Source organism: Corynebacterium stationis (assembly GCF_001941345.1).
GTDB lineage: Bacteria > Actinomycetota > Actinomycetes > Mycobacteriales > Mycobacteriaceae > Corynebacterium > Corynebacterium stationis.
Window position 1 is genome coordinate 2456976 of sequence record NZ_CP009251.1, and the last position, 17041, is coordinate 2474016.

Below are 17041 nucleotides of genomic sequence, written 5' to 3' on the forward strand. Positions count from 1 at the left end.
TATTGGGGCTAAGCTATTTTTATGTTTAGCCCCTCCAGACAACGTATCTTTGATGACCTCTCGCAGATGGTTGCCTTCGAGTCCGTACATGTGAACTCCTCACTGCGCGCGCACTATGAAGCCTGCGCGCAGTGGGTACACGATGCGTTTGTCAAAGTCGGCGCCACAACCCAGATCATCGAAGGGATTGATAAATCCCTAGCTATCCTCGGCGAGATACCCGGTGACCCAGCCAATGAGCGCACGGTGTTGCTCTATGCCCACCATGACATTGTGCCTTTAGGTCCACGCGAAGACTGGGACCACGAGCCTTTAGAAATAACCGAAAAAGACGGAAGGTGGTGGGGACGCGGAACCGCGGACTGCAAAGGGCACATCGCCATGCACCTGGAAGTTCTGCGCCTCATCAAGGACGAACCTAACCTACCGACTATCAAATTCGTCATTGAAGGCTCGGAAGAAAACGGCGGACTCGGCCTCAAGCACCTTTTAGAAGAGCGCCCAGAACTTTTCGAGGCTGAAGCCATCTTCGTCGTCGATACCGGCAATACGGAGCCTGGGGTGCCATCGATAGTCACCTTGCAACGCGGATCGGCGCAAATCCGCGTGCACTGCGAAACCATGGAAGCGCCTGTGCACTCCGGCAAATTCGGTGGCGCTGCTGTCGACGCCGTCGCAGCACTCATTCGCACCCTCGATTCCGTCCGCGATGAAGAAGGCCGCTGCGTCATCGATGGCGTAGACTGCACCGGCGAGTGGGACGGTGAAGAATACCCTGAAGAAAAATTCCGCGCAGATACCGGCATGCTCGACGGGACCGAATTGCCCGAGGGAGATATCGCGAGTTTCATCTGGGCACGCCCAGCGGTTTCTATTACCGGGTTTTCTTCCACACCCGTCGAAGACGCCATCAACGCCGTCCCCGCCACCGCCCAGGCACACTTGAACCTGCGTGTGCCACCACGGCAACGCAATAGCGCCGGCAAGCGCATCACCACCGCCAAAACTGCGAAACTACTTATCGAACACCTGCAAAAGCACACGCCATGGGGCGCGCAGGTCGATGCCGAAATCTTAGCCATCAACCGCTCCTATGCTGCCGATGAAGATGGGGAGATTCTCAACCTCTTGCGCGAGTGCATGTCCGATGCCTACGGCATGGATGCCAGCGAAATCGGCACCGGCGGTTCCATCCCCTTGACGGTGGAGCTACACGAAGCTTTCCCCGACTCAGAGATAGCCCTTTTCGGCGCAGCTGATTTGACCTCTGCCATTCACTCCCCACAAGAATCCGTCGACCCCACAGAAATTGAGCACATGGTGCAAACCGAGGCGTTATTTCTCACGCGCTTCCACTAGCCACCCACTGCTCCATGCAGTGGCAAAGATTACAAAAGGGGCGAATGGGCCATCGAAAAGCCCTGATCCGCATCCCTAAAAGCCCTCAGACATCCACAACGAACCAGCGCACAGCATGATCACAGCAACATCACGTCAACTGTTGATCGACAGAAAGTCCGCACGTGCTCCATATAATACTGAATATTTTTAAGTTATCTTTCAAACTAGCCCACGTCACGCTACTATTGGCTGTGTTGGCCGCGCCGTTTTCTATCGACGCCGCCTCAACATGTTTCCTTGAGTAACCCTCGTCACGAGATGCACAAGTCCATGTTGGTGATTCCTTAGATGTTGCAGTAATTCAAGGTGAAACAGCACTATTTCAAAAAGGTTGCTTTGCCGCCGCTGGGACAGCGCGGGTTGAAAGTCGATAAACGAAAACCTATGGCCCCTACCCTGTCCGTTTTAAGGAGCTCTATTGCTTCGCTAACTAAAGTAGGAGAGCACCGAATACTGTGCTGATATTGCTGTTAGCTCTAATTGCCGCGACGCTGTGTGCACCTTTTTTGATCCACACGCTCGGTCGGCCTGCCTTCGGAATCCTCGCACTCGTGCCAGGGGGAGGCTTTATCTGGGTTGTGCAACAGCTGGTCCAAGGCAACTTAGACCATAAGGCCAGCATCGAATGGATGCCGGCTGCGCACCTCAACCTAGACTTTCGCCTCGACGGTCTAGCTGCGCTTTTCTCCCTCATCATCTTAGGAGTCGGCGCGCTGGTTCTAGTTTATTGTTGGGGCTATTTTGATTCCGTCCCCCGGCGCCTGAACCTCTTCGGTGCGGAAATGATCGGCTTTGCCACCGCGATGTATGGCCTGGTCATCTCTGATTCCCTGCTGTTGATGTACGTCTTTTGGGAAATCACCTCGGTATTGTCCTTCCTCTTGGTGGCGTACTACGGTGAGCGCGCATCCTCGCGACGCTCTGCCACCCAGGCGCTGATGGTCACTGCTGCAGGTGGTCTGGCCATGCTGGTCGGCATCATCATCTTGGGCCGTCAAACTGGTGTCTGGAACTTTAGCCAAATCACGGAATACGACGGTTGGGCCCAAACCCCATATGTCACCGTGGCGCTGTGTCTGATTCTGGCCGGTGCGCTGACCAAGTCCGCGAATATCCCCTTCCACTTCTGGCTGCCCGGCGCAATGGCTGCCCCGACTCCGGTTTCGGCATACTTGCACTCCGCTGCCATGGTCAAGGCCGGTATTTACCTGGTTGCACGTCTTGCCCCGGAATTCAACGGCGTCTCTGCCTGGCACTTGGTGGTCATCCCCATTGGCTTAGCCACCATGTTAATGGGCGGCTGGATGGCGCTGAAACAGATCGACCTCAAACTGGTACTGGCTTACGGTACTGTCTCCCAGCTGGGCTTTATCATCTCCATTATGGCCGTGGGCTCCCGCGAAGCCATGCTGGCTGGACTGGCCTTGACCTTTGCGCACTCGTTGTTCAAGGCAACGCTGTTTATGATTGTCGGAGCCATTGACCACGCCACGGGAACCCGTGAAATTCCAAAGCTTTCGGGTCTCGCGCGCAAAGAGCCTTTCATCTTTGGTCTGGCAATTCTCTCCGCTTTGTCCATGGCGGGCATCCCGCCGCTCTTTGGCTTTGTCACCAAAGAAGCCGTCATTGATTCGGTGATGAACGAGCCACTGCTCATTGGTATGCCCCGCAATTTGATGCTCATCGCAATCATTCTGGGTTCGGTCTTTACCATGGCTTATGCCCTGCGCTTTTTGTGGGGAGCGTTTGCCACCAAGAATGGCGCAACCTCTGAAGCCGTGGAGAAGATGCACAAGATTGAACCAATCTTGTGGATTGCACCAACTGTCTTGACGGCGCTAACCGTGTTTTTCGGCCTCTTCCCGAAGTTCATGTCGAACCCCATCAACCAGCATTTAGACCGTCTCTACAGCGCCGAAGGTTCAGATCTGTCCCTGTGGCACGGGTTTAACCTAGCGCTCGGCATTTCTGCCGTCATCATCCTTGCTGGTTGCTTACTGCACTGGCAGCGTCACCTGCTCAAGCCCTTCCAAGGCGAATATGCTGCCTTGGGCAATGCGGATAATGCGTACGATGCCGTCCTAGTTGGCCTACGTAATCTTTCGCTGCGCATTACGGCAAATACCCAGCGTGGCTCACTGCAGCTGAACTTGACCACGATTTTCGTGTGTCTAATCCTGCTGCCAACCTTCGCCATCGTCTTCGGCGATCTCACCAATGTGCGCATGATTGTCGCGGAAAATCCGTGGCAGTTCTTCGCGGCATTTATCATCATCGCCGCAGCACTCGGCTCCACGATGACGCACAACCGTTTATCCGGCGTCATCATCGTCGGTATTACCGGCTACGGGTTGTCCTTTATCTTCGTGCTGCACGGCGCCCCAGATTTGGCGCTCACGCAGCTGCTGGTGGAGACCATCATCATGGTCTTGTTCATGTTGGTACTGCGCAAGATGCCCCCGAATACCGAATGGCGCGGCGAACCCCGCCACAACCGCATGCGCGCCTGGCTGGCGATTGGGGTCGGCCTGCTCACGGTCATTTTGACCATGTTCGCCGTCAACGCCCGCACGGAAGAATCCATCTCCATTCACATTCCGGATTTGGCCAAGGAAATCGGTCACGGCGCCAATGCCGTCAACGTTCTTCTGGTTGATATCCGTGCGTGGGATACCTTCGGTGAAATCACCGTGCTGGTTATCGCTGCGACCGGTGTTGCCTCGCTTATCTACCGCACGCAGTCCTTTACCCGCGAATCCCGCCGCCCTACCCTGCGCGTGACCGGTCGTCGCTGGTTGGCAGCGGGCGTCGAGACCGAGCAGCAGCTCAACCGCTCGCTGATGGTTGATGTGTCAACGCGCGTGCTCTTCCCATCGATGATTGCGCTGTCGCTGTACTTCTTCTTCACAGGCCACAATGCCCCAGGCGGCGGTTTTGCTGGCGGCCTGGTCGCGGCATTGGCATTTATTCTGCGCTACCTCGCCGGCGGCCGCGCGGAGTTGGAAGAAGCATTGCCTGTCGATGGCGGCCGCATCATGGGCGTAGGCCTCTTCTTCGCGATTGCCGCAGCACTTGGACCAATGCTGTGGGGTCTGCCGCCGCTGGCTTCTGCCTACGGCACGATTGATATCCCGCTGGTCGGTTCAGTCTCCTTGCCTTCGGCTTTGGTCTTCGACCTCGGCGTCTATCTCGTAGTCATTGGCTTGACGATGCATATCCTGCACTCCTTGGGCGGCAAACTCGATGAGGAAGAAGAAATTCGTAAGCAGCGCGCCCGTGACCGTGCACGTTCACTGGCGCGGAAAAACCGTCAGCGTAAAGCACGCGTCAAAGCCGCAGCTTCCGCGCGCACCACGGCACCTATGCCTTCCTCCTCAACGTCAGAGGCACCAACGGATACAACCGGTACAACAGAAATAGATATGCCGACGGAAGTCCCGCCACGCAAAGAAGGGCCAGATTCACCATCTAGTCCAAATGCCCAAAACCCCAATAATGACGGAAAGGAGAAGTAAATGGAAGCCAACCTCATGTTTCTCCTCGCTTCCGGGACATTGATGGCCGCGGGCGTGTACCTGGTGCTGGACCGCGCCATGACAAAGATGTTGCTGGGTAGCTTGCTCATCGGTAACAGCGTTAACCTGATTATCATTCAGGCCGGTGGCGATGCCGGATCGCCTCCGATTATGGGTCGCGATTCCCAACCACACGGCGAAGAAATCGCGGATCCGCTGGCGCAGGCGATGATTCTGACGGCGATTGTTATTTCCATGGCGTTGACGGCGTTTATCTTGACGCTTGCTTATCGTCAGTACCGCTACCGCACCGATGACGTTATTGAAGATGATGTGGACGACGTAGCGGTGGCATCGATAGCTACTCGCCCCTCTGCTGCCCCTGACTTGGACGCTTCTTCCGATCCAACGACCGGACGTGACACCAAGCAAGGCGATACCTTCGGCCCACGCTTCTTCGAAGAGCCCGTAAAGGGGGTCAAGGATGAGTGATTTGATTACCTCCTTTGTACAGCTGCTTCTTCCTTATATCAGCTTCCTCATTCCACTGCCGGTCTTGATTCCTGTCACGGGCGCGGCATTAACGCTGCTGCTAGCGCGTTTCCAGCGTTTGCAGTCCCAGGTAGCCTTCTTCATGCTGGCCTTCTCTTCCCTCGTCAGCCTGACTTTGTTGTTGATTGCAGACATCGACGGCATTCAAACCCTGCAAGTCGGCGGCTGGGATGCACCCGTTGGTATTACTTTGGTCGCGGACCGCTTGTCAACGGTTATGCTCTTTACCTCATCCATCGTGCTCTTTTCCGTGATGTGGTACGCCATTTCGCAAGGTGTGCGCGATGGCGGCAAAGATGAACCGGTAACAGTCTTTTTGCCTACCTACATGCTGCTGACGATGGGCGTGAATGTATCTTTCCTCGCCGGTGACTTGTTCAACCTGTATGTCGGCTTTGAGATCTTCTTAGTGGCGTCCTATGTGCTGCTGACCTTAGGCGCTTCACCCGCCCGCGTGCGCGCTGGCGTTGGCTACGTCATGGTCTCCATGGTCTCCTCCATGATCTTCCTGCTCGGCATCGGCCTGACCTATGCCGCCGTGGGCACCGTGAACATGGCGCAAATCGGTATTCGCATCCAAGAAATCCCCGAGGGCACACGCACCGCAATTTTCGGCGTGCTGCTGGTTGCCTTCGGTATCAAAGCTGCCGTGGTGCCACTCGATGCCTGGCTGCCCGACTCCTACCCCACCGCACCCGCGCTGGTTACCGCAGTCTTCGCAGGCCTTTTGACCAAGGTCGGCGTCTACTCCATCATCCGCATGCGCTCGGCTGTCTTTACTGACGGCTCACTTGATGGGCTCCTGATGTGGGTGGCCCTAGCGACGATGATCGTCGGTATTTTAGGCGCGATGGCGCAGACCGACATCAAGCGTTTATTGTCATTTACTCTGGTCAGTCACATCGGTTACATGATCTTCGGTGTCGCACTCGGTACCGCGCAGGGACTGTCCGGCGCCATCTTTTACGCCGTGCACCACATTTTGGTGCAAACAGCACTGTTTTTGGTCGTGGGTCTCATCGAAAGGCAATCTGGCACCTCCTCGCTGCGGCGTTTGGGCTCTTTGATCTACACCGCGCCCGTGATTGCCATCTTGTACTTCATCCCAGCCATGAACCTCGGCGGCATCCCGCCTTTCTCCGGGTTCATGGGCAAAGTTATGCTGCTGCAGGCAGGCGCAAATAATGGCACCTGGATGTCCTGGGTTCTCATCGGCGGCGCCGTGGTTACCTCGCTGCTGACCCTGTACGTCATGGTTTTGGTCTGGTCGAAGGGCTTCTTGCGTGACCGCGCCGATGCCCCCGAAGGCCATGTCGCCCTGGCTCGTCCAGCACCGCTGGCCGATGTCACCGACGAAGTCGCCTACTCTGAACGCGCCGATGTCGGCCGCCTGCCTTTTGGCATGTTTGGCTCTACTGCTTTGTTGGTTCTGGCATCGACCATCATTACGTTTGTTGCAGGTCCTGTCTCCGGCGTGACCTCGCGTTCGGCAGAGTCCGCGCAAGACCAGTCGATTTACCAAGATGCCGTCTTAGGCGATCACTCCGAAGACCCCATCCGGCACTTGGACCCGCAAGATCGCTATCTGGACCGAGATTCGATTGAAAACCGCACTCATCCGCTTCCAGAACCTGAGCCGGCAGCTAATGGCTCCGCTTCATTTGCGGATACGGCAACTGATGCTGGGGAGGAAAACTAGTGAACAAGTATTTAACTGGCGCACGGCATCGTTTCCGTCCCACGTTCATCCTGTGGCTAACCATCATGTGGTGCCTGCTGATGGGCGAGGTCACCTGGGCTAATGTCTTCGGCGGCATGCTGGTCGGCTTTGGCATTGTCTTCTTCCTGCCGCTGCCGGCGATGCCGATTTCTGAGCTCAATGTCTCTTGGGGTCGACTCATCCGGTACATGTTCATCTGGACTGGGGACCTGTTATGGGCGTCGGTCAAGGTGGCCTGGATTGCTGTTCGTCCCGGCGAAAAACCTAAGAACGCTATTTTGCGCGCTCCGATGCGCGTGGAAAATGAGCTGGTCCTAAGCCTCGCCGTGGTTTTGTACAACCTGCAGCCCGGCGGCACGGTCGCAGAAATTGATATTGCGAACCGAATGCTCACCGTGCACGTTCTTGAGGCCACCACACAAGCTGATATCGACCGCGAAGTCGCCAACTTAGTCAGCCTTGAGCGCCACATGATTTCTATCTTCGAAGGGAAACACAAATAATGGATCCCGCAATTTATAACTCACTTTTGTCTATCGCTGCGGCGATGTTTGTTATCTCCTTCCTTCTCACCACCTGGCGCATTGTCAAAGGCCCAAACTCCATGGACCGCCTGGTGGGCATGGATGGTTTCGTCGCAATGTGCCAGTGTGCCGTAGCCGTCTACATCTGCTGGACGCTGGATACCACGGTGACTAATGCCATGCTGGTCGTTGCGTTACTGGGCTTTATTTCCACGGTTTCTGTCACTCGCTTTAGAAAGAGGGATAACTAATGAGTTACGCATTTTTTGCCGATGTTGTTTCCCTTATCTTGATTTTCGCCGGTGCACTGCTGGTGCTATCCGCGGCGATTGGCGTGGCGCGTTTCCAAGATCCGATGTCGCGCATTCACTTTGTCACCAAGCCGCAGACCGTGGGCTTGATTTTCACCATCCTGGGCGCAGGTATTCGCGTGACCGGATCCGAATCTTTCGGCGTTGCTGAGCGCGCTGACTTAGGCATTTTATTCTTGCTGGTTGTCTTTGCTTTGGCCACCAGCCCGGTCACGGCGCAGCGCATGACACGTATTTCGCGCCGCGAAGGTCTCTATGCTGACGATGACCACATGTCGCGCAATGACCAGCCTGCGACAAAGCAGATGCGGCGCAAATAAAAATCTAGGCGTACGCTTGGCGTAGTTCTAATGCAAATATTGCCACCCGAGTAGATAGAGATATCAAGCGTGAAAAAGACCTGGGGCGTCACTTCGCTAGCCCTTGCCCTAGCCGCGTTTGCGGCGTGGGCAGTTTTTCAGATTCTCCACTTTGATGGCCACCATGCTTTGACGTGGCGTGTGCCTTTAGACCTTTATATCTATGCTGCGGCCGGCACAGATGTTGCCTCCGGCGGGCAGCTTTACGATGCAGCCTACGTCGGCAAATTGCCTTTCACCTACCCGCCGTTTGCGGGCACGGTATTTATGGCGCTTAGTTATTTGAGCGAAAATTGGCTGGTTATTCTCTGGCAAGGTGGCACAGCGCTCGCGCTTTTCACTGTCTTTCTACTGGTCTTTCGCGAGCGCGGCTACGGCTACCGCGCCTCCAATTGGCTGCTGTCTCTCTTGTTAACTGCTGCGGCGCTAGCTTTCGTGCCTTTTCACGGCACGCTATTTTTCGGCCAGATCAATATCTTCTTGATGTTGCTGGTGGCCCTAGATTTCTTGCCCAAGCGCCGTCTGCCCGGCATCGGCATTGGCCTTGCCGCGGGTTTGAAACTCACCCCTGCATTTTTGGGCCTGGCCTTGTTATTTCAGCGTCGCTGGTGGTCGGCAGCCATCTCCGTGGTGACTTTTGCGCTAACCGTGGGCGTCGGCTTTCTTACTATTCCCGATGCCCAAGACTTCTGGGAACGTGCCATCTTTGATTCTTCGCGCGTGGGCGATCACAGCAATCCCGGTGCGCAATCGATTCGCTCGCTTCTCGAGCGCGAATTCAACATCGAAGGCGGCCTCTGGTGGGTCATTGCCATCGTGGTGGTCTTCGCACTGACCTGCATCGCGGTGCGTCTTGCCTGCAAACGACACAATGGCACCGTGGCGATGGCGCTGACCGGTATCTCTTCGTGTCTGATTTCCCCGTTTTCCTGGTTCCACCACTGGGTGTGGGTGCTTCCGCTACTGCTGGCACTCATGCTGACAGTCAATCAGTGGTTGGGACATCGCCTACCCGGCATTTTCGGCGCGCAAGTCGCGGGCTTGGCTTCATTCGTGGTGTTGATTATCTTCGCGCTGCCCTTTGTTGCCAAGCAGGCCTGGGAAGGCACGGCTTATCAGCACCTCGATGACTTTGGAACCTTAGGCGCGCTAGCTTTTACCGGCACCGGCATAATTTTTATCGCTGGCTACGCACTCACTGGTCTTCTCCGCACGCGCCCATCCGAAAAATCGATCACCTAATCGGCTAACCAGCCCGGTTGGCTAGTTAGCTCTTGCTAGCTGTGGGGATCTCCCCGGTTTTAAATCAGATCCATTGCTCCCATGCTGCTCACGTGGTGCGTGTTCTCCACGAGCCTGCCGCCTGGGGTGTGCAGGCGGACTTTGCCGCGGTGTCGGCGCATCCTGCCGCGCTTGGGTTTACCCGGACTTGGTCGTTTCCGTTTCTTGCGCGGACCATCATCATTGACACCGTTGTGGTACTTACACAGCATCGTCAGATTCGATGGCTTGGTGTGTCCGCCGTGTTTGTGAGCGTCGATGTGGTGAACTTGGCATCTATCGGCCGGTACGGTGCAGTCCGGCCACGGGCACACCAGGTTTTCCGCCATGGCCAAGGTGCGCAGCTTCTCTGATGCGAAACGGGCTTCGTAGAGATTCACCGGTCCGGCGGTGGGGTGGAAAAGACCGACATAGAGCTTGTCACCAAGGGAGCCGGCCATCGCAGCGTTGATGAATTCAGCGCCAGTCATTGTCGTGCCGTCGGATAAAGCAACAATGACGTCCTCGCCTTTGCCGCAGGAAACTTTCGCGAAATCATCAAGACCAATAGCAATCACGGTGCGGTATTCCGGCTTGATGAGCCCAGTGCCGGTGCCTTCAACAAGGTCCCAGAAGGGCTCCAGAAGTGCTTCTGAGCGTAGCTGGTCATCATCCTTGATGGCGGCGTCAGGCGTCTTTTCTAAATCGGTAATACGACGTTGGGTATCGGTGATGCTGATAGTTCGTAGGCCGTCTACAACGCGACCTAGGCGTACACCGCGCTGTTTGGGTTTGTCGCCGCCTTCTTCCATAACGCGCTTTTTCGCGTAGGCTTCGACTTCTTCGAAGGTGCCCTCAAACGCGATAAGTTCAGCACGCAAGCGCCAGGCGGCACCGCGCTTCTGCAACTTCTTGGCGTGCTTTTCCACCATCTCTAAATACTCAAGGCTTAACCCTCGCTCTTCAGCAAGCGCTACTGATTCGCGTTGGAGGCGAGGTGAGTCGGTGGGGCCGAAAAGGACATCGGAAAGCTGGGTGAAACTCTTCGCAGTCTTGCGAGCCATGCCATCGCTTGCCATGTCATATGGCGAGCGTTTAGACATGTCTTTTAAGATGCCTATTGCTTGGCTGGTAAGAGCCATAAATTCTTCGTATTTATCCATGCCTTCGACACTAAAACGCAAACGCAAGCCCGCGCTAGGGGAAGGACAAAAACCTGTGGATGACCACGTTGACACATCACGCAACAGGCAAAGTTATCCACAGGAGGGAGTTTTAGGAGTCATCGACAAGCGGCAATAGAGTGTCTAGCTCATCGCACGTCATGTCAACAACGCTCTTCCAATCGCCGCTAGCTCGGAATTGCTTGCGCTGGCGTTCGTAACCGGCGCCGCGGTCGATGATTTCCAGCACCAGCTGCAGCTCCCGCGCGCACCCTAGTTCCTTCGCGAGCGGGGTTAGTTCATCGACCAAGTCGGCGAGTTCGTCTTTAACCCAGCGTTCATCGGTAGCGCGCGAGGTAATCACCAAAGCATCCATGCCATAACGGGCACCGCGCCACTTATTTTCCGCAACATGCCACTGCTGCAAGATAGGCAGCGGTTTGCCCTCATCAATCATGCGGTCATAGTGAACTACCAGGCAGTGGGTTAGCGCCACCACGGCGGCTAACTCCCGCAGGTTCGAGGAAGCATCAGACACGCGGACTTCCACGGTGCCCCACTTCGAGGCCGGGCGGATATCAAAGTGCATGGAACCGGTGTGGTTGATAACGCCGGAAATAGACTGGTCCCGCATGTAGTCCTGCCACGCGGCCCAGTCCTTGAATTGATAAGGCATGCCGGCTGTTGGCAACTGCTGGTACAGCATCGTGCGGTTGGAGGCGTAGCCGGTGTCCAAACCATCCCAGCCCGGCGAGCACGCGGAAATCGCCAACAAGTGCGGGTACTTTGTCATCAACGCGTTAATGATGGGCCACACGCGGTCCTCATGGGAAATGCCCACATGCACATGCGTTCCCCACAGCAGCATCTGCTGGCCCCAGTATTGCGTGCGGTTTATGATCTCAGAATAGGATTCCTTTTCCGAGACCGGGTTCTTCCGAAAATCCGAAAAAGGGTGCCCGCCGGATCCCCAGACGCGGATATCGTGTTGCTTCGCAGCGGCTTGCACGGCGCGAATGCCAGTGTTGAGCTCAGCAATTGCTTCCGGAACGGTGTTGCAAATGCCGGTGACCAGCTCAACTGTGTTTTGCAGAAATTCTTTTTCAAGGTGAATATCGGGCGCAATGTCTGCAACCGCATCCACAATTTCTGATGCCCGTGGCACCAGGTCACGGGTTACGGGGTCAACAAGCGCGACTTCCCACTCAACCCCCAGCGTGGGCTGCGGGGAGCGGGCGAAGATTTCTTCGACGTATTCCGTGTTACTCACTAATCCATCGTACCCAACCGACATGGGGCCAGGCGTGATTACATTCTTTAATTTTTAGTTGTCAGTTAAGACAATGGTCACGCCGTCGCGGGTGTTATCAGGCAAAATATTGCTGTGCTCGCGGGCAACGCCGTGGTATTGATCGGCGAGCTCGCGCGCGGTTTGTTCGGCAGCAGCGTTGCCTTTGGGGAAAAATACGGTGGTTTCGGGCAGGATTTCATCGGCGAAGTTTCCTACCTCGCCCAACTCTCGGCCATCGGCGCGCAGGCGGTCGGCGACATCGGCAGCTAGGCCTTGGGTCATCGAGTTATTCAAGACATTGACCTTCAGCGGCGCAGCAGGGGCGGCAGGAGCAGCAGCGGGTGCATCATCGCCTGTCGATGCCCGCTTGGCCTTTTCAGCATCACCACGGTCTGCGTCATCTTGCTCAGGCTTGGCTTCTGGATTGTCCTTATCGGCGTCAGCCTGCGCATCACCGGCTTCGTCCCCTGGAATATCTGTGGATTGCTCGGCAGTATCGGCGCCGACAGTGCCTGGTTCTTGCTCGCTGGATTCGTTGGTTTGCTCAGCGGCTTGCTCAGAACTGTCATCTTGGGTGAAGGCATATAGCGCCCACAGGCCGAACATGACCGCAACGGCAATGAGCACCATCGCGAAACCGCGCAGCGGCAACGTGGTGGCGGTAGCTCCTGCACCAGCAGATTGGCTAGCTTCGTTCCCTGAATTGTCTACAGTCTCATTAGTCACACCAGTAACACTAGTTGTCAGAGGATGAGTTTTCGTGCGCGGCACGCCGGATTTCCTCGCGTTCTCCACGTTTTCTAAGCAGTCTTTTTACCAACACCGGGTTATATGCCAACGCTGCTGGCAATTCCACAATCACGTTGAGACGCTGGTGGTAGCGCACTGGGGAAATATCCAGCTCAGCGCGAATCGCTTTTTCTTTCAACGCAATGGCTTTGGGCGCGTGGGCCTCAAAATCCAAAATTTGCTGATCTAAGGGGCTTAATTCTTCATGCCCGTTACTGTCGCTGGCGCTAGTCATGCTTAAACTGTATTCCATGACTATCCGCGCAATTGTGATCCATGGCGACCCTGTCCTTCATAACCCCACTGAACCGGTCACGGAGCCGATCGATTCCCCTGAATTACAAACACTTATTGCAGACATGTATGAAACCATGGCTGCTGCCCACGGTGTGGGCCTGGCGGCAAATCAGGTTGGCATCGCCAAGCGTCTTTTTGTGTATGACTGCCCTGATGATGAAGGCCACATGCATAAAGGCTGCGTTATCAACCCCGTGCTGGAAACTTCTGAGATTCCAGAGACCATGCCTGCCGATGACGGCTCTGACGACGAAGGCTGCCTGTCTGTGCCGGGCGAAGGATTCCCAACCGGCCGCGCCGACTGGGCCAAGGTTACAGGCCTGAATGAAAAGGGCGAAGAGATTGAGGTTGAAGGCACGGGCTTTTTCGCACGCTGTCTGCAGCACGAAGTTGGCCACCTCGATGGCTTGGTGTACACCGATACTCTCATTGGCCGCAATAAGCGCGCCGCCAAGAAGGCCATTAAGGCTAATGGCTGGAATGTTGCCGGTTTAACCTGGATGCCTGGTGAAGATATTGACCCATTTGGACACGACGACGAGTAAAGACGACACTTTTTAATTATGGCTAAGGCATTTCGCTCCGACCCGATTACCGTTGATGATCGCGTGGTCGCACGCCGCAAATTCAAAGGCGGTGGGCACAGCGATGTCATCGGCCATGTCGTGGCAGTCGAGCCTCTGACTATCCGTCCGCAGATGGTCGGTGGGTTTCCTTCTGCACTCCCGGAGGTAGTCATCCCGGCAGAAGAGCTTTATGTCGTGAAAAAGCTGTCGCCGCGCACGGTGCGTAATTCTGATATTCGCCATGTTGAAGTCGCCTCGGCTAAGTCCTATCTTGGGCACGCTACTCAGTGGACGAGCAATGGCCAGTGGCTTATGCGCGCAGGCGATGGCATCACCAAGCGCACCAACTCGGCAGTTCCTTTGGGGCCTTCGGCAGGTTTTGAGCGCGCGCCGATTGCGGAACTCATGGCCTTTTACGCAAGCCATAATTTGCCGTGTGTGTTGTTGGTTCCAGAGCGCATCGGCAATTCGGCGCTGAAGCTTGCGCACGAGCATATCGATGTGGAAAAGATCGTCATGACCCGCACGCTGGATGATTTAAGCGATATCCAGCCCTACCTCGACGACACCCTCGAGGTTGATATTTCTTCCGAACCCACCCCCGCCTGGCTGGAGATTACTGATCACGTAGGCACTGATCTCACAGATGCATCGCTCATCGATTCCCCCCTCGCCTTTTTCACCGCCTCTGCCGGCGCAGTGCTTCGCGCGACCATCACGGAGTCCGAAGACGGCACCAAGTGGTTGGGTATTGCATGTGTGAAGGTCAGCGAATCTGCACGTCGTCAACGCTTGGCTGCGCGTTTGGTTGCCGCTGCCATGGCCTGGGGTGCTGCCGAGGGCGCGGAGAAGTCCTACCTGCAAGTCAGCGTAGGAAATGATGCTGCGGTGGCGCTGTATGAGAAATTGGGGATGCTAGAGCACCACCGGCATCGCTATATCGAAGTTATTCCAGGTAACCTATAAATCATGCGGATAGCCACGTGGAATATTAACTCGGTACGCACTCGCGGTGAGCGAGCATTGAACTTGATGGACAAGCACGACATCGACGTGTTGTGTCTGCAAGAAACCAAAGTCGCTGATGATAAATTTCCCCAGGCTCTGTTTGAAGACGCCGGCTACCACGTCGTGTTCCACGGTTTAAACCAGTGGAATGGTGTGGCGATTGTAAGCCGTGAAAAGCCCACTGAGATCTTCACGGGGTTCCCGGGCCAGCCGGGATATCACAATGATGAGGAAAAAGAACAGGCCCCAGAAGCACGTGCTTTGGGTGCAGTGATTCGCAATGTCGAAATCTGGTCGCTGTATGTTCCAAATGGTCGTGAAATCACTCACCGCCACTATGACTATAAATTAGATTTCCTCTACGGCTTGGCGCGCTATGCCGAGAGCAAAAAACGCGAGAAGCTGCTGCTCACCGGTGACTTTAACATTGCGCCGCGCAATGAAGATGTGTGGGATTTGGAGCTATTCCGCGGCAAGACGCACGTCACCGAACCTGAGCGTGCTGCTTTTCAGAGCTTAGAAGAAGCAGGTTTGGAAGAAGTCACCCGGCGCTTTACGGAAAAAGATCGCTGGACTTATTACGACTACAAGTCGATGCGCTTTCAAAAAGACGAAGGCATGCGCATCGATTTCCACATGGCTTCTGCCTCCCTTGCCGAAAAGGTCACGGGCGCGGGCTTGGATAAAAAGGAGCGCGCAGAGAAAGGCAGCTCTGACCACGTACTGTTGTGGGCAGATTATGACCTCCCCGATTTCGACTCCGTTCGTTAGTGCCCTTTCATGAGCTTTTCTTCAGATTTAAGTTTCTGGCAGGCGGCGTTTTTCATTTTGGATTACGCCATCAAAATCTTTGCTGTCGGATTCGTTCCCGAAGGCCGTCGACCTTCTTCTTCCACGGCGTGGCTGCTGGCTATTTTGCTGCTGCCTTTCATCGGCCTGCCGCTATTTTTGCTCATGGGTTCTCCGCAGATCAACAGTCGCCGTCACCGCATCCAGCAAAAGGCAGATGATGCTATCGACGATGCGCACAAAGAGGTGCCGGACCACCCTTTTGAGATTATCCAGCCCGAAGTCGAATCCATCATCAAGCTCAACCGCCATCTCACCGGATTTCCCGCGGTCGTGGGCCACAATATCGGCATTCACGCTGACTATAAAAAGTGCATCCAGGCCATGGCCGATGCCATTGACAAGGCGGAGCGCTACGTCTATGTCGAAATCTACATCGCCAGCTGGGACGAAGAGACCGACCCCTTTTTCCAAGCGCTTGCACGTGCGCGCCAGCGCGGAGTGGAAGTAAAATTCCTCTTCGACCAGATTGGCAGTTTCAAGTACAAAGGATATCGCACGCTCGGGAAAAGACTCAGCGCCATCGACGTCGACTGGCGTCTCATGCTGCCTATCCAGCTGCATAAATTCCGCTTCCGCCGCCCTGATCTGCGCAATCACCGCAAGCTGGTCATCATCGACGGCAACCGTGGTTTCATCGGCTCACTCAATCTCATTAAGCGCGCGTATAAGAGCAAAGACCGCGCCTGGATTGACTACATGGTGGAGCTCACGGGCCCCATCGTGGTTTCTTTGCAGTCTGTTTTCGCTGTGGATTGGTATACCGAGTCGGGCGAATACATCGAAATGATCACCGAGCTCGAAGACTTAGGCGAAACCCCCGATTCCAACTACCTGCAGCTGATTCCTTCCGGCCCGGGCTATACCACCGAGCCGAACCTGCGGATGTTTACCTCGCTCATCCACCACGCCAAGAGCCGGTTGATTATCTGCTCGCCGTATTTCGTGCCTGATGAAGCGCTACTCGATGCCGTAACCACCGCCGCCTACCGCGACGTCCGAGTTGAGCTGTACGTTTCCCGGCGCGCTGACCAATTTGTCGTCGACCACTCGCAGTCGTCGTACTACCAAACCTTGCTCGAAGCCGGCGTGCACATTTATCAATTCCCCGAGCCTTTTGTACTGCACTCGAAGTTCGTGCTCGCCGACCCCGATGCCGGCCGCGCCGACCCCGAAGAAACCCACGATGGCCTGCGCCTGAAGTCTCATCCGCTGGCAGCGTTTGGTTCTTCTAACCTGGACATGCGTTCTTTCGGCCTCAATTATGAATCCACCATGTTGGTTGCCCAGGGAGATTTGATTACAGAATTTAATGAGCTCGCCGCCAATTACCGCGCGGTCTCGCATGAATTGACCTTGGAAGAGTGGAATAAGCGCAGTTTCGCACGCCGCTACATCGACAATGTCATGCGCCTATCTTCCGCTCTCCAGTAGTT

At 55.6% G+C, this 17041-nt stretch carries 16 protein-coding genes; 12 read left to right on the forward strand and 4 right to left on the reverse strand.

Translation table 11 applies throughout. The features are described 5' to 3' along the window. The first annotated feature begins 21 nt into the window (after positions 1–21). The 8 genes from CSTAT_RS11445 to CSTAT_RS11480 all read left to right on the forward strand — a co-directional run bounded on the left by CSTAT_RS11445 (position 22) and on the right by CSTAT_RS11480 (position 9624). A complete protein-coding gene (locus CSTAT_RS11445; RefSeq protein ID WP_066796463.1) occupies positions 22–1359 on the forward strand; it encodes a M20/M25/M40 family metallo-hydrolase in 1338 nt (445 codons plus the stop codon). A gap of 497 nt (positions 1360–1856) precedes the next feature. Continuing rightward, positions 1857–4916, forward strand: a complete 3060-nt coding sequence (locus CSTAT_RS11450; protein WP_075723557.1) for a Na+/H+ antiporter subunit A — start codon at positions 1857–1859, stop codon at positions 4914–4916. Further along, positions 4917–5408, forward strand: coding sequence for a Na(+)/H(+) antiporter subunit C (locus CSTAT_RS11455; protein WP_075723558.1), 492 nt, complete (start codon positions 4917–4919; stop codon positions 5406–5408). It abuts the gene before it with no gap. Next, a complete protein-coding gene (locus CSTAT_RS11460; RefSeq protein WP_075723559.1) occupies positions 5401–7167 on the forward strand; it encodes a Na+/H+ antiporter subunit D in 1767 nt (588 codons plus the stop codon). The genes CSTAT_RS11455 and CSTAT_RS11460 overlap by 8 nt, the downstream gene beginning before the upstream one ends. Then, the gene (locus tag CSTAT_RS11465) at positions 7167–7691 is read left to right on the forward strand and encodes a Na+/H+ antiporter subunit E (protein ID WP_075723560.1); all 525 of its coding nucleotides are present in this window, start codon (positions 7167–7169) and stop codon (positions 7689–7691) included. Before CSTAT_RS11460 ends, CSTAT_RS11465 begins: the two co-directional genes overlap by 1 nt. Next, a complete protein-coding gene (locus tag CSTAT_RS11470; protein WP_075723561.1) occupies positions 7691–7963 on the forward strand; it encodes a monovalent cation/H+ antiporter complex subunit F in 273 nt (90 codons plus the stop codon). Before CSTAT_RS11465 ends, CSTAT_RS11470 begins: the two co-directional genes overlap by 1 nt. Next, positions 7963–8343 carry a monovalent cation/H(+) antiporter subunit G gene (locus CSTAT_RS11475; RefSeq protein WP_066796476.1) on the forward strand — a complete coding sequence of 127 codons (381 nt, stop codon included), beginning with the start codon at positions 7963–7965 and terminating at the stop codon, positions 8341–8343. The genes CSTAT_RS11470 and CSTAT_RS11475 overlap by 1 nt, the downstream gene beginning before the upstream one ends. Positions 8344–8412: 69 nt before the next feature. After that, entirely contained in the window at positions 8413–9624 is a 1212-nt protein-coding gene (locus tag CSTAT_RS11480; protein WP_075723562.1) for a glycosyltransferase 87 family protein, read from the forward strand. Between the two features lie 59 nt (positions 9625–9683). On the opposite strand, the gene CSTAT_RS11485 is transcribed toward CSTAT_RS11480, so the two are convergent. From CSTAT_RS11485 to CSTAT_RS11500, 4 genes are all read right to left on the reverse strand, one after another. Then, positions 9684–10805, reverse strand: coding sequence for an HNH endonuclease signature motif containing protein (locus tag CSTAT_RS11485; RefSeq protein WP_075723563.1), 1122 nt, complete (start codon positions 10803–10805; stop codon positions 9684–9686). A 112-nt stretch (positions 10806–10917) separates the two neighbouring features. Further along, on the reverse strand, positions 10918–12075 hold the full coding sequence (locus tag CSTAT_RS11490; protein WP_244892845.1) for a glutamate--cysteine ligase: 1158 nt from the start codon (positions 12073–12075) through the stop codon (positions 10918–10920). A gap of 54 nt (positions 12076–12129) precedes the next feature. Further along, the gene (locus CSTAT_RS11495) at positions 12130–12822 is read right to left on the reverse strand and encodes a LytR C-terminal domain-containing protein (RefSeq protein WP_083640854.1); all 693 of its coding nucleotides are present in this window, start codon (positions 12820–12822) and stop codon (positions 12130–12132) included. 10 nt (positions 12823–12832) lie between these two features. Further along, a complete protein-coding gene (locus CSTAT_RS11500; protein WP_156845127.1) occupies positions 12833–13120 on the reverse strand; it encodes a DUF3263 domain-containing protein in 288 nt (95 codons plus the stop codon). 16 nt (positions 13121–13136) lie between these two features. Here CSTAT_RS11500 and CSTAT_RS11505 point away from each other — a divergent pair, with 16 nt between their 5' ends. The 4 genes from CSTAT_RS11505 to CSTAT_RS11520 are packed head-to-tail and all read left to right on the forward strand — an operon-like array spanning position 13137 to position 17039. Further along, on the forward strand, positions 13137–13727 hold the full coding sequence (locus tag CSTAT_RS11505; RefSeq protein ID WP_075723566.1) for a peptide deformylase: 591 nt from the start codon (positions 13137–13139) through the stop codon (positions 13725–13727). An 18-nt stretch (positions 13728–13745) separates the two neighbouring features. Then, positions 13746–14714, forward strand: a complete 969-nt coding sequence (locus CSTAT_RS11510; RefSeq protein WP_075723567.1) for an N-acetylglutamate synthase, CG3035 family — start codon at positions 13746–13748, stop codon at positions 14712–14714. 3 nt (positions 14715–14717) lie between these two features. Beyond that, positions 14718–15527 carry an exodeoxyribonuclease III gene (locus CSTAT_RS11515; RefSeq protein ID WP_075723568.1) on the forward strand — a complete coding sequence of 270 codons (810 nt, stop codon included), beginning with the start codon at positions 14718–14720 and terminating at the stop codon, positions 15525–15527. 9 nt (positions 15528–15536) lie between these two features. Then, positions 15537–17039, forward strand: coding sequence for a phospholipase D-like domain-containing protein (locus CSTAT_RS11520; protein WP_075723569.1), 1503 nt, complete (start codon positions 15537–15539; stop codon positions 17037–17039). Positions 17040–17041: the final 2 nt, after the last annotated feature.